At 65.8% G+C, this 12,974-nt stretch carries 14 protein-coding genes; 4 read left to right on the top strand and 10 right to left on the bottom strand.

All coding sequences use genetic code 11. The annotated features are described in order from the left end of the window. Positions 1 to 2: 2 nt before the first annotated feature. Together AC5RTE_RS14085 and asd are read left to right on the top strand one after the other, a co-directional pair. The gene (locus AC5RTE_RS14085; RefSeq protein WP_494041990.1) at positions 3 to 221 is read left to right on the top strand and encodes an NF038396 family protein; all 219 of its coding nucleotides are present in this window, start codon (positions 3 to 5) and stop codon (positions 219 to 221) included. 133 nt (positions 222 to 354) lie between these two features. Beyond that, the gene (gene asd, locus AC5RTE_RS14090) at positions 355 to 1,485 is read left to right on the top strand and encodes an aspartate-semialdehyde dehydrogenase (RefSeq protein ID WP_494041991.1); all 1,131 of its coding nucleotides are present in this window, start codon (positions 355 to 357) and stop codon (positions 1,483 to 1,485) included. A gap of 84 nt (positions 1,486 to 1,569) precedes the next feature. Here asd and AC5RTE_RS14095 read toward each other — a convergent pair whose 3' ends face one another. The 8 genes from AC5RTE_RS14095 to AC5RTE_RS14130 form a co-directional block, all read right to left on the bottom strand. Further along, positions 1,570 to 2,706 (bottom strand): winged helix DNA-binding domain-containing protein, encoded by a 1,137-nt coding sequence (locus tag AC5RTE_RS14095; protein ID WP_494041992.1) that lies wholly within the window; start codon positions 2,704 to 2,706, stop codon positions 1,570 to 1,572. Between the two features lie 62 nt (positions 2,707 to 2,768). After that, entirely contained in the window at positions 2,769 to 3,836 is a 1,068-nt protein-coding gene (locus AC5RTE_RS14100; RefSeq protein ID WP_494041993.1) for a UDP-N-acetylmuramate dehydrogenase, read from the bottom strand. 42 nt (positions 3,837 to 3,878) lie between these two features. Further along, complete coding sequence (locus AC5RTE_RS14105) at positions 3,879 to 4,316, bottom strand: MaoC family dehydratase (protein ID WP_494041994.1); 438 nt, start codon at positions 4,314 to 4,316, stop codon at positions 3,879 to 3,881. Positions 4,317 to 4,318: 2 nt separating this feature from the next. Beyond that, on the bottom strand, positions 4,319 to 4,780 hold the full coding sequence (locus AC5RTE_RS14110) for an FAS1-like dehydratase domain-containing protein (protein ID WP_494041995.1): 462 nt from the start codon (positions 4,778 to 4,780) through the stop codon (positions 4,319 to 4,321). Between the two features lie 40 nt (positions 4,781 to 4,820). After that, the gene (locus tag AC5RTE_RS14115) at positions 4,821 to 5,045 is read right to left on the bottom strand and encodes a DUF3188 domain-containing protein (RefSeq protein WP_494041996.1); all 225 of its coding nucleotides are present in this window, start codon (positions 5,043 to 5,045) and stop codon (positions 4,821 to 4,823) included. Positions 5,046 to 5,232: 187 nt separating this feature from the next. Beyond that, positions 5,233 to 6,096, bottom strand: coding sequence for an HpcH/HpaI aldolase/citrate lyase family protein (locus tag AC5RTE_RS14120; protein ID WP_494041997.1), 864 nt, complete (start codon positions 6,094 to 6,096; stop codon positions 5,233 to 5,235). Between the two features lie 169 nt (positions 6,097 to 6,265). Beyond that, the gene (locus AC5RTE_RS14125; protein WP_494041998.1) at positions 6,266 to 7,207 is read right to left on the bottom strand and encodes an aldo/keto reductase; all 942 of its coding nucleotides are present in this window, start codon (positions 7,205 to 7,207) and stop codon (positions 6,266 to 6,268) included. Between the two features lie 34 nt (positions 7,208 to 7,241). Next, entirely contained in the window at positions 7,242 to 8,954 is a 1,713-nt protein-coding gene (locus AC5RTE_RS14130; RefSeq protein ID WP_494041999.1) for a glycoside hydrolase family 13 protein, read from the bottom strand. Between the two features lie 97 nt (positions 8,955 to 9,051). On the opposite strand from AC5RTE_RS14130, the gene AC5RTE_RS14135 reads away from it, so the two are divergent. After that, complete coding sequence (locus AC5RTE_RS14135) at positions 9,052 to 10,260, top strand: ROK family protein (RefSeq protein WP_494042000.1); 1,209 nt, start codon at positions 9,052 to 9,054, stop codon at positions 10,258 to 10,260. Here the strand turns inward: AC5RTE_RS14135 and AC5RTE_RS14140 are convergent. Beyond that, entirely contained in the window at positions 10,253 to 10,912 is a 660-nt protein-coding gene (locus AC5RTE_RS14140; protein ID WP_494042001.1) for an SDR family oxidoreductase, read from the bottom strand. The genes AC5RTE_RS14135 and AC5RTE_RS14140 overlap by 8 nt on opposite strands. Between AC5RTE_RS14140 and AC5RTE_RS14145 the strand changes: the two genes are divergently transcribed. After that, positions 10,883 to 12,352 (top strand): glycosyltransferase 87 family protein, encoded by a 1,470-nt coding sequence (locus tag AC5RTE_RS14145; RefSeq protein WP_494042002.1) that lies wholly within the window; start codon positions 10,883 to 10,885, stop codon positions 12,350 to 12,352. The genes AC5RTE_RS14140 and AC5RTE_RS14145 overlap by 30 nt on opposite strands. Here AC5RTE_RS14145 and AC5RTE_RS14150 read toward each other — a convergent pair. Next, positions 12,334 to 12,891 carry a dihydrofolate reductase family protein gene (locus AC5RTE_RS14150; protein WP_494042003.1) on the bottom strand — a complete coding sequence of 186 codons (558 nt, stop codon included), beginning with the start codon at positions 12,889 to 12,891 and terminating at the stop codon, positions 12,334 to 12,336. The genes AC5RTE_RS14145 and AC5RTE_RS14150 overlap by 19 nt on opposite strands. Between the last annotated feature and the right edge of the window lie 83 nt (positions 12,892 to 12,974).

The following is a 12,974-nucleotide window of genomic DNA, read 5'->3' on the forward strand; positions in this document are numbered from 1 at the left end:
GCATGTTGAAGAAACCGGAAACCCTATTTGTGCTGGGCTACATGCTGCTCCCCCTTCTGGCGCTGCTGTCCGCCATCGTGGGGTTCACCATGATCCTGGGCGGCAACAAGATCGCCGGCGCGATCGTGCTGGTGGTGGTGACGCAGGTGTTCGCCTTCGGGGCGTTCTACGCGCTCCGCGCCAGGAAAGCCGCCGTGCTCGAGGAGTCCAAGCGGAGCTAGCCGAACGCGGCCAAGGCGCATGGGCAGGTAATGCGGACTGATCCCGGGCCGCGTGCCGGCGTCGCCACGTGTGCCAGCCGGGGAGTGACGTAACCGACTGCGCCGTGCCGGTACCGGCGACTAAACTGGACGGATGACTACAGCAGCTACCCCTTCCGTCGGCCTGGTCGGATGGCGCGGCATGGTCGGTTCCGTCCTCATGCAGCGTATGCAGGACGAGGGCGACTTCGCCAACATCAACCCGGTGTTCTTCTCCACGTCCAACGCGGGAGGAGCCGCCCCCTCCTTCGCTGAAGGCGCCGGCAAGCTCGAGAACGCATTCGATGTGGACACCCTGGCGAAGCTGCCCATTATCGTCACCGCCCAGGGCGGCGACTACACCAAGCAGGTCCACGGCGAACTGCGCGCCCGCGGCTGGGACGGCCTCTGGATCGACGCCGCCTCCACCCTGCGCATGAACGACGACTCGATCATCGTGCTGGACCCCATCAACCGCGACGTCATTGACAAGGGCCTGGTCAACGGCACCAAGGACTTCATCGGCGGCAACTGCACCGTCTCCTGCATGCTCATGGGCCTCGGCGGCCTGTTCAAGAACGGCCTGGTCGAGTGGGGCACCTCCATGACCTACCAGGCAGCCTCCGGGGGCGGTGCCCGGCACATGCGCGAACTCCTGAGCCAGTTCGGCACGCTCAACGCCGAGGTCAGCACGGAACTGCAGGATCCGGCGTCGGCCATCCTGGACATCGACCGCAAGGTCCTGGCCCACCAGCGCACCGGCATCGACGCCACCCAGTTCGGCGTGCCGCTGGCCGGCTCGCTGATTCCCTGGATCGACGCCGACCTGGGCAACGGACAGTCCAAGGAAGAGTGGAAGGCCGGGGTTGAGACCAACAAGATCCTGGGCACCTCCGAGGAAAACCGCGTCATCATGGATGGCCTTTGCGTCCGGATCGGTGCCATGCGCTCCCACTCCCAAGCCCTCACCCTCAAGCTCCGCGAGGACCTGCCGGTCGCCGAGATTGAAAAGCTCCTGGCCGAGGACAACGAGTGGGCCAAAGTGGTTCCCAACACCAAGGAAGCTTCAATGGCGGAGCTCACCCCGGTGGCAGCTTCCGGCACCCTGGACATCCCTGTGGGCCGCATCCGCAAGATGGAGATGGGCCCGAACTACATCAGCGCCTTCACCGTTGGCGACCAGCTCCTCTGGGGCGCCGCCGAGCCTTTGCGCCGCATGCTCAACATCGCCACTGGGAACCTGTAAGCCCCCAGTTTGCTGCACTGGCGGCCCTGCCCCTGTTGGGCAGGGCCGCTTTTGTGTCCCTGGGCAGTGTCCCTGGAGCACGGGTCATGAGTCCAGGAACTCCAGGTACCGCCGGGCGGCGCGGGCGAAAGCAGCACGGGCGGTGACCCCCAGGGGCTTTGATTCATCGAACAGCTGAGGCACGACGACGGCTCGCGGGCCTGCGCCTTCCCGCGCCCAGGTGCCTGTCACCTCTCCCCCGGCCACCACGGTCTTCTTGAAGACGCCGTTGCCGCCGGGAACAATCCTGTTCGCATGCTCGGGTGCCAGGACAAGGTTTCGGTCCGTGTAGCCAAGCACAAACTCGTCGAAGCCGGGAAGCAGGAGAACCGACCGCTGTCCCGGCACGCCGCCGTCGAGCAGTGACGCTGTCTCCGGGGACAGCCAGTAGCCCGTGCCCTCGAAGTCAAGCTTTACCAGCTGGCCCTGGATCTCCTTGAGCGCCGCCCGCACCTCCGTCAGGGGAATCTGCGTCCACCAGGCGAAGTCGCGGATGGTGGCGGGTCCGTGGCTCCGGAAATAGCGCAGCAGGAACTCCGCAACGGCCTCCTGCCGCTCCAGCCGGCGGGAGACAGGGATCCAGCTCTCGAAGCCCACGAGCAGTTGCTGGTTCCCGGCCAGCGGCCCCTGCACAAGCCAGCCATGCCGGCACAATGTCCCCAGGATATGGATTCCGCGCTGCCCGGTGGTGGCCTGCCCTACGGCCTCAAAAGCGGTGAAAAGCTCCGAACGGCTCGCTGCTCCGCCAGCCGCAATCCGTTCCAGCGCAAGGTCGCGGCACTTCTCAATATCCGGCCACGTAATCCCAAGTTCGCGGTGCCTGGCGGCGATACCCCGGGTGAGCCGCTCGGCAGTAAGGTCCAGCATCCACCGCAGGTCCTCGGGCGCCACAAGATGCAAGGTGCCCCGCATTGGCCACGACCGCACCACGGCGCCGGAATCGAGCGCGGACCGCACATCCCCTAATCCAGCTCCGGGAACCCTCACACCCACGGCCCAGAAAGCGGCCTGCAGGTCCTGCGCCTGCATCGCGGTCATCCAGCGGACTGTCCCGGCGACGGAGACGGCGTCATCCCCCGCTAACCCCGTTGCAGGGGCTGGAACCGGCACCAGTCTCTGGGATGCCAGCCGCAGCCTGCCCATGGTCCGGCGGTCAAGTCGTTTCCCCACCCTCGCAGCCATGGGCCCATCCTAGGCTCCGGGCGGGTCCGCGGGACATGGGAAGGCACATGGGGAGGCGGGGGCTACAGCTCCAGGCCGATCAGCAGCGGCTCCGGGTGCAGTTTGATTCCAAAACGGCGTTCGACGCCGGCCCGCACTTCGCGGGCCACCGCTACCAGGTCCGCCGCGCTGGCTGAGCCGCGGTTGGTGATGGCCAGAGTGTGCTTGGTGGACAGGGAAGCGCGGCCCCCGCTGACGCTGCCCGGCTCCAGGCCGAAGCCCTTGCTGAAGCCGGCCTGGTCGATCAGCCACGCGGCGGAGAGCTTCACCAGCCCGTCCTTGCCCGCAGGGTAGCGCGGTGCGCCCTCCGGGAGGGCGGCGGCGACGTCGGCCGGGACGATGGGGTTAGTGAAAAATGAACCGGTGGAGTACGTGTCCCGGTCCTCGGAATCCCACACCATCCCCTTGGAAGAGCGCAGCCGCAGCACCTCCCTGCGCACGTCCGTGGAGTAGGCTCGCTTGCCCTGCTCCACGCCCAGCGACCGTGCGAGCTCGGCATACCGGATGGGAGCGCTCATCCGGCCCAACGGGAGCTGGAACTCCACAGTCAGCACCACGTACCGGGGTGAGCCGTTGACGGTGGTCTGTTTAAGGATGGAGTCCCGGTAGCCGAACTTCAGCTCAGAGTTGGTGAAGGTCTTCACGGCGTTACGCTCGCGGTCCCAGGTGCGGACGGCGGCGATGGTTTGGGAAACATCAGAACCGTAGGCGCCCACGTTCTGGACCGGTGTTGCCCCGGTTGAGCCCGGAATACCGGCGAGGGCCTCGATCCCGGACCATGCGTGCAGGACCGCATGCTCCACCAGCTTGTCCCAGTTGTGCCCGGCCTGCACTACCACCGCGACCCCGCCGCAGGAGTCCTCCGCGTTGACGGTGAACCCTTCCGAGGCAATCCTCACGACGGTCCCGGGGAACCCGTCGTCGGAAATGAGCAGGTTGGACCCGCCGCCAAGGATCAGCAGCGGCTCGCCGGCCGCGTCCGCAGTGCGCACGGCGTCGATGATCTCAGCCTCGGTCCGGGCCTCGATGAAGGCGCCGGCCGGGCCCCCGACGGCGGCCGTGGTCAGCTGGGAAAGGAGAGTGGAAGTCACCAAACAACCCTATCGGGAAAGTCAGGCCGCGCCTTCGCGGCTTTAGCTCAGCCGGACCACTGCCTGGGCTTTCATCAGCACTTTCTGGCCCGCCGAGATAACGGTGAGGTCGATGCGCGCCGTGTTGGCCTCGGCGTCGAGTTTGCCGATAAGGCCGCTCACCTCGATGGTGGCGCCGGGCTCTTCCGTTCCGGTGGTGTCCGTGACCAGCACGGGCTTGGTGAAGCGGGTCTGGAAGTCGACAACGGCGGCCGGGTCGCCTGCCCAGTCGCTGACCAGCTGCACGGCAGAGCCCATGGTGAACATGCCGTGTGCGATGACGCCGGGCAGCTCCACGCCGGTGGCGAATGCCTCGTTCCAATGGATGGGGTTGAAGTCCCCGGAAGCACCGGCGTACTTGACCAGGTCAGTACGGGTGACCTCGATGGTACGGCTGCCGATCTCCTGGCCGGGGCTGAGTTCGTGGATGCTGAGGCTCATGGTTACTGTCCCTCTCCGCGGACCAGGATGGATGACGTGGTGGTGGTGACCGGCTCCCGTGATTCGTCCCCGAGGAGCGCGAAGATTTCGGAGCGCGTGGTGATCATGGCTCCCCCGCCCATGGCGCGGACGCCGTCCACGTGAAGTTCCGCCACCAGGCGGTCACCGGCGAGGATGGGGCGGTGGTGGGTGAAACGCTGGTCAGCGTGGACCACCCGGGAAAAGTCGATGCCCGCTTCCGGGTCCTCGATGAGCTGGGCGTCTGCGCGCTGGGCGATGATGATGGCGAACGTCGGCGGGGCAACCAGGTCGGTGTGGCCCAGGGCCTTGGCGGCGTCGACGTCGAAGTGTGCAGGATGGGTGGCCTTCACGGCGCGGGCGAACTCGCGGATCTTTTCGCGGCCGACGTCGTACACCTCTGCGGCAGGGTAGCTTCGGCCCTGCAGGTCCGGATTGATAGTCATGGGCTCAAGCCTATCGTCAGCCTCCGAAGCGGCCCGAAAATTACCGGCGGAGGTTCTTCCGGATGGCTTGGCCGCGGACCACGATTCCGGCGATGTGCAGGACAAGTCCCAGCCCGATCAGCGGCAATGAGGCCACGGCCAGTGCCTGGTTTCCGCTGGTGTTTCCTGCCAGGTTAAGGATGATGCCGACGGCGATCAGTCCCATCGCGCTGAAGACCAGGATTTTGTAGCGGGTTGGCGCAGTGGCCCAGAATTCGTTCAGCACCGTGCCAGTCTACCGGCCTGCCCGGGGCACAAGTCGGACCAGGGCCGGGACGGTCAAAGGCAGTGGCCCTCCGCCCGCACGACAGGGAAGGCCCGCTGCCCGCCCGGAGCTTCAGGGCGCAGACCAGGAAACCCCGTGGACCGGATAGCGGGTACCGGTCACGGGGTTTCCTGAAAACATGCGGGTGCTAGAGCGCGGGCTGCACCCCGAAGGCTACAGCGAGCTTCATGATCTTCTCGGCGCGGCCAAGGCGGGGCAGGTCCGAGCCGTCACGGATGACGCGGCCGTTGGCTTCGAAATCGGCCATGAAGTCCGTGGCCCAGGCGACGTCCGATGGCGTGGGGCTGATGACCTCATTGATGACGGGGGTCTGGTCGATGGCCAGGCACAGTTTGCCGGTCATGCCCATCATCACCGTGATGCCGGTCTGCTCGCGCAGGATGGGGTGGTTGGTGCCCACGGTGGGGCCATCAATGGGGCCAGGGAGGTTGCCGACGCGGCTGGCTACAACGAGCTTGGCGCGCGGGTAGGCCATGGCCTCGGCAGTGGCGGCCATGCCGGTGTCGCGGCGGAAGTCGCCGGAGCCGAAGGCCAGGCGAAAAGCGCCCTGGGCTTTCGCGATGTTGTTGGCTTCCTCGATGCCGATGGCGGACTCCACCAGCGGGATGACGGGGGTCTTGCCGTCCATGCGGTGGAAGCTTTCAGTGACCTGGTCCGCGGATTCGGTCTTGGCTAGCATCACGCCGAGGAGGCCGGGGGTGCCGCGCAGTCCGGCGAGGTCTGCGGCCCAGAAGGGGCTGGTGGCATCGTTGATCCGGACCCAGGCCTTGCCGCCGGCGGTCAGCCAGTTAACCACGTTGTCCCTGGCCTGGTCCTTCTGCGAGGGGTCCACGGCATCTTCAATATCCAGGATGATCGAATCGGCGCGGGACACGGCCGACTGGTCAAAAAGCTCGGTCTTCATGGCATTCACGAGGAGCCAAGAGCGGGCGATTTCTGCTGGGATATTGCGTTCCGGCCTTACGGTCTCGGTGGCGATGGTAGACGTCATGTATCTACCGTATCCGCCCGGCAAGCGGCAAGGCCAAGAAAAGGGCCCCCTTGTGAGGTTCAATACGAACTAAACGGGATATGACTGTAACCGGCGTGAATGCAGGCAGCAGCAAGGGCCGTTGTGCGGCGACATTACGGCCCTTGCTGCCGGCAGGTTGGGGGGGAAGTCAGGGGATGTTGTTGCCCCGTGCCGTCACCCACAGGCGGTACCACTCGGCCCGGCTCATGGCCTGTGCCACTTGGGCAGCATCAGCACAGTTACGGATCCGGGCCGGGTTAACCGTTCCGATCACCGGCGAGATCCCTGCCGGGTGCTTCATCAGCCATCCGAGCAGGACTGCTTCACCCGAACTGCCGTACTGCCCTGCCAGTTCCGCAACCAGTTCTGCGGTGGCGGCTTCTGCCGACGTCAGGCTGTCCGGTTCCGCCCCGGTATAGAGGCCGCGCGCCAGGGAACCGTAGGCCTGCAGGGTGACCGAATGGCGGATGCAGTACTCCAGCGTGCCGTGCGGAAAGCTGTAGTCCAGGTTCTCGGCATGGTTGACCAGCACCTGGCTTTCCAGCCAAGCCCGTTTGAGCAGGCTCATCTCCAGCTGGTTTGCTACCACCGGGGTTTCCAGCCGGTCCTGCAGCGCCTGGATCTGCGCCCCGGACATGTTGGAGACACCCAGTTGCCGGACCTTGCCTTCCGCCATGAGCTGCCCGACGGCGGCGGCCACCTCAGCGGGGTCCGCCAGGGGGTCCGGGCGGTGCAGCAGGAGGATGTCCACGTAATCGGTCCGCAGCCGTTTGAGGCTCTCGTTGACGCGCTCGAGGATGGCCTCCCGGCTGAGGTCGTAGTGCGTCTGCAACCCGCGCTCGTTCAACCTGATGCCGCACTTGGTCTGCAGCCGGACGCGGTCCCGGAGCCCGGGGCTGGCCGCCAGCACCTCCCCGAAGACAGCCTCCGACTTGCCGCTCCGGTAGATGTCTGCGTGGTCAAACAGCGTGATTCCCGCATCCAGTGCGGCCTCGACGGCGGCAGCGGCCTCGTCCACATGCTCGCCGGCATGCGGCTCGTCGGACCAGCTGCCGCCCAGGCCCATGCAGCCGTAAATCAGTTCCTGCATTAGGCCGGCCGCCCCGCCGGACGGCGACGGGGGGTCAGCGCAGCCATGCGGTGGTGTTCGCGGGCAGTTTCCCGTCCTCGAGGGGAGCGCTGCTGACCAGCACCTTGCCGGCCGGAAGGTCGACGGCGCTGTCACCGAAGTTGGTCACTGACTGCCAGCCGTTGGGCCGGCGGAAGTGCAGGACGTCCGGGGTGCCGGTTTCAACCCATTCGAGCTCTTCGTCGGTCTGCAATTCGCGGCGCAGCTTCAGGGCTGCACGATAGAGCTCCAGTGTGGAGCCCGAGGTACCGTCCTGGGCCTCCACCGCGTACTTGCTGAACCAGTCCGGCTGGGGCAGGTGTGCCCCGCCGTCGCCGAAGCCGAAGGAGGTTCCTTCCACCTTCCAGGGCAGCGGCACGCGGCAGCCGTCGCGCCCGATTTCCACGCCCTTGTTGCGGAAGAAGGACGGGTCCTGCCGCTCGGACTCCGGGATGTCGGCGACTTCCTGAAGGCCGAGTTCCTCGCCCTGGTACAGGTAGGCGGAGCCGGGGACGGCCAGCATCAAGAGGGTCGCCGCGCGGGCACGGCGTTCACCGACCTCCACGTTGAGCTCCTCGGCGGGGCCGCCGGCGAGGAGCCAGTCCTTGCCGTCCTGGCCCTTGGTGCCTGCCTTGCCCCTGGACACCTGGGGCAGTCCGTACCGGGTGGCGTGGCGGACTACGTCGTGGTTGGAGAAGACCCAGGTGGAGGAGGCGCCGGTGGCCGCTGCCTCGGCGAGGTTCCGGGTGATGATTTCCCGGTACTCCCCGGCGTCGAAATCGGCCTGCAGCAGGTCGAAGTTGAAGGCCTGGCCGAGGCCCTGGGGGCTGGCGTAACGGGCGCGGCGGGTGGCGTGGACCCAGGCCTCCGCGACGGCGGTACGGGGCGGGTTGTACTCGTTGAACACCTCACGCCATTCGGCGTAGATCTCGTGGACCTCGTCGCGGTCCCAGAAGGGGTGGGTGCCGTCGTCGAATCCGTCCACGCCGGTGTTGGCCGCGCTCAGTTCCAGCTTGGACAGCAACGGCTCGGTGAGGTCCTTGGTCAGGGCGTGGGCCACGTCCACCCGGAAACCGTCGACGCCCCGGTCGGACCAGAAGCGCAGGGTCTTGAGGAAGTCCTCGCGGATTTCGCGGTTGGACCAGTTCAGGTCCGGCTGCTCCTTGGCGAAGATGTGCATGTACCACTGGCCGGGGGTGCCGTCCGGTTCAGTGATGCGCTCCCAGGCAGGGCCGCCGAACACTGAGTCCCAGTCCGACGGCGGGAACTCGCCGTTCGGGCCCTTGCCGTCACGGAAGATGTAGCGGTCCCGGGCAGCCGACCCCTTGGGTGAGGCAAGCGCCTCCTTGAACCACTGGTGCCGGTCCGAGGAGTGGTTGGGGACGATGTCGGCGATGAGCTTGATGCCGGCCGCGTGCAGCGCGTCGGCCATCTCGTCGAAGTCCGCCAACGTTCCCAGCTTGGGGTCGACGTCGCGGTAGTCGTCCACGTCGTAGCCGCCGTCGGCCAGTGCCGAGGGGTAGAACGGGCTCAGCCAGACGGCGTCGATGCCCAGCGATTTCAGGTACGAAACCTTGGAGGTGATGCCCTTGAGGTCGCCAATGCCATCACCATTGGAGTCCGCGAAGCTCCGCGGGTAGATCTGGTACACGGAGGCCTGGCGCCACCAGTTCGGATCGGCCAGGCGGTCGGAATCGGAAAGGGTTGCCAGGGTGGCGGTGGTGGACAAGGGGTGATCCTTTGCGTCTTGTCGGCTATATTTATTTTGGTTCTAAATTTAGTTTCCTGATCATTATCTGGCGCAATACACGGAAAGGTCAACACCCATGGCCGACACCGCCCCGGCAACTCCCCAGCTGCTGCGCAGGGTCAGCGCCTGCTCGGTGCTCGAGTTCATGCGCTCCTCCTCGGACGTGACCGTTACAGAGGTCATGGAAGCAACAGGCCTGACGCGGGCCACAGCCATTGCAGTGTGTGAAGACCTGAAGGAACGCGGCTGGATCCGGGAGCTGGAAAACCAGCGGGCTTTTGGCGGGTACCAAAAGGGACGGCCCGCCCGGCGCTTCGAGCTCAATGAGCGGGCCGGGGTGGTGCTGGGAATGGACGTTGGCATCTCCAAGGCAACAGTGGTGGTGTCAGATCTCCGGGGAAACACCCTGGGCAGGTCAAGCCTGCCGTTCGCCGAGGCGGAAATAACGGCGGAGGAACGCGTCTCCGTCATTGACCGCGCGGCCTTGGCGGCCCTGGACACAGCAGGCGCCTCCCCCGGGTTCGTCCTTGCCGCGGCCGCCGGCATCGCCGCCCCGGTGGACCGCAACGGGGACGTTCTGGTGGCCCAGCATTTCTGGGGCCTGTTCGACGTTGGCCTGAAGTCGGCACTGCGGGCGCGGCACGGCTGGACGGTGCTGCTGGAGAATGACGCCAACCTTGCTGCCCTTGGTGACCGGTGGCGGGGCGCGGCCGCGGGAGTCCAGGACGTCGTCGTTATTCTTGCCAGCGAACGCCTGGGTGCAGGAATGCTGGACGGCGGGCGGCTGCTGCACGGCAGCCGCGGCGGCGCGGGCGAGCTCGCATTCCTGGAACAGGTCCGGGGCGTGGGTGACACGTTCGGCATCGCAAGCCTTGCCAGGGCCTGGGCCGCCGAGGCTCTGGCTGGAGACGCCAGGACCACCCTTCGCCAACACTTGCAGACAGGTGTCGTGGAGGCCGAGCACGTTTTTGCCGCCGCTGCTGCCGGGGATGCGGTGGCGTTGGAGATCCTTAACCGCCTGGCAGACAGGATGGCCCGGGTTATCGGCGCAGTGGCCACGATGCTCAACCCGGAGCTCGTGGTCATAGGTGGTGCCGTGGCCAATTCCGCCGGCGTGCTGCTGGAACCGATCGCCCGGAAGCTGAAGGACCTTACCGCCACGCCCCCGCGCGTTGCGGTATCACCCCTGGGCGATTCCATCGTGGCCGTGGGCGCGGTCCGGGCCGCCCTCGACTACGTGGAAAAGAATTCCCTGGATCTTGCACTTAGAGGGGCAGTCAGCTAAAGGACTCCAGTGCGGCGGCTACCGGCAGGGACCCGTCGCAGAAGCTGATCATCCAGCCAGCCGTGTCCGGCAGGTCCAGCACGGCAGCTGCCACGATGGCCGTGTTGCTGCGCGACGTTCCCCGGTCTACCTCCTCCGGACCAGGATCCACCGTGATCAGGCCCGTGCCGGGCTTGTCCGTCAACGTGCCCGGCCCGAGGATGGTCCAGGCGAGGTTGGTGCCGCGAAGATAATCATCAGCGGCAGCTTTGGCTTCGGCATAGGCGAAGAAGGCGTTGCCCTCCGGCACGCCGTGGTCCTTGCGGGCTCCCAGGTAGGACACCATCACGTAGCGGTCCACACCGGCCTGTGCTGCGGCGTCCATGGAACGGATGGCAGCGTCCCGGTCCACCGCGTACGTCCGGGCCGGGTTTCCACCACCGGCGCCGGCGGACCAAACCACGGCGTCGTTGCCTTGCAGCGCCTCGGCGATTGCCGCCGTCGTCGAATTCTCGATATCCAGGACCGACGGCGTTGCACCGGTTCGCGCCACGTCGTCCGCATGGTCCGGGTTGCGGAAAAACGACGTGACGCTGTGGCCTTCTTCGGTGAGCAGGGTGGACAGGTGGAGGGCCACTTTGCCGTGGCCGCCGATGATTGCGATTCGGGTCATGGGCCCATTCTGCTCCCCCGGCAGGCCGATGCCGCATCCCGGCGCGTCGGTCCTTGCTGCAGCTGTCCCGTCGCAGCGCATCAATGCCGCCGTCAATTTTGTGCGAGGCTTGTCAGGCAACGACGTGATATGGAGATCAGCATGGCCCTGGTTGGGGAAGACATAAAAAGGCTTTTGCTTTGGGACCTGCCACGTGTTGCTTTTCCGCTGATAGTGGCGGCTTACCTTTTCCAACGGGCCATGAACGATGGGCTGGACCTGACGGTATACCTGGCCGGGGCCAAGGAGTTTATTGCCGGCGGTGACCTGTACGCGGACGGGCTTCCCGGAACACCTTTCGGGGGAATGGCTTTTACATATCCCCCGTTCGCCGCCGCAATGTTCGCGCCTCTTGCACTGCTGCCGACGGAAGTCGCACTGGCCCTTCAAACAACAATCAATCTTGTCTGTGCGTGCATCGTGGGCTGGAACATTGCCTACTACCTCCACCGGAAAGGCATTCTAAATCCGGCAAAAGGGCGGCGATGGTGGATCACCGGCGCCTTCGTGACCGGCCTGATTCTGCTGGCGGGGCCCTGGCGTAATTCCCTTGACCTCGGCCAGATAAACCCGATGCTGATGACGCTGATTGTTGTTGACCTGCTTGGAAGATCCAGACGCTACCCGAACGGCTTTTTGCCGCGCGGCATACTTACCGGCCTCGCTGCCGGCATCAAACTCACTCCCCTAGTGTTCATGCTGTACTTCGTGGTTCGCCGCGATTTCAGGAGCGCGGCCAGAATGGCGGCAGCATTTGCAAGCACAGTGGTGCTGATGGCAGTCCTTACCCCTGCCTTATCGGCACAGTTCTGGCTTGCGTCCCTGGGGGATACCAATCGCGTAGGTGTGCTGTCACGCTTCGAAAACCTTTCCTTGCGTGGACTCGTAGCCCGGCTGGAATTGGAACCAGCTGTCGGCACAGCAGTATGGATTGGTGCCTCGGTTGCCGTTATCGCACTGGGCGCTTTGACTATTCACCGCTCGCGCCACTCCCCCGACCAGTGGGGCCCGGTGGCGGCTACGGCGCTCGTCATGTTGCTCATCTCACCGGTCTCTTGGGCCCATCATTGGGTCTGGGTAGTACTGCTGGTTCCGGCGCTGCTCGGCACGTACCCCCGGGCTGAAGCGGGAGGCTTTACGTGGCATACGTTCGCGCGCTCGCCCGCCCACGTCCTCTGTGTCCTGGTGGTTGCCAGCTTTGCCTTGACGCCCCTGGAGGCTGCTCAACTGGCTGGTTCCCCGAACCCCTACGCGTCGATCACCCCGGTATCTGAAATGCTCGTGCAAAGCGGGCTGTTCGCTGCCGTCATGGTGCTTGCCTGGCTGGCGACCGCCCCCGGCAGGCCGATGCCGCATCCCGGCGCGTCAGTTCCTGGCGGCAGTCAGGAGCTAATGCGGTAGCTGAGGTACACAACTCCATTGCCAAACCGCCGTTCGTCCTGCAGTTCGAGCCGCAGTTTCAGGCCGTCGGGAAGGAACCGCAGGCCGCCTCCGACGGCTACGGGGTTAAGGAAGATTCCGCACTCGTCCACCAGTCCGGCCCGGAGCGCAGCGGCGGCCAAGGTTGCGCCGCCAATGCTGATGATGCCGCTGGCACTGGCCTTCAGCTCCCTTACCGCTTCCGGATTGAAAGTCCGCACCACGCGGGTGCGCGTAGTGGCCGCGGTTGCCAGCGACGCTGAATAGACCACCTTCTCTGCCCTCCGCCAAATCCGGGCGTAGTCCTGAATCACCGCCGGATCGTCGGGGCCCCCCATGGTTTCCCAGGCAGACATGACCTCGTACATGCGCCGCCCGTACAGGTGAATGCCGGCGTCGCGCTCGAGGTCGTTGACGAAGGCATGGACTTCTTTGTCGGGGGCGCTCCAGTCGAAGTTGCCGCTGCTGTCCGCCACGTAGCCATCAAGGGAGGCAATGCCGATGTAGATGAGCCGGGCCATGGGCTAATTCTGCCCGGGCTGTGGGCCTCTTGGTAAGGGCCGCAGCTGGCGGGTCCCCCTTTACCTACGTGTTGTTCGGTGCC

Source organism: Arthrobacter sp. K41 (genome assembly GCF_059089645.1).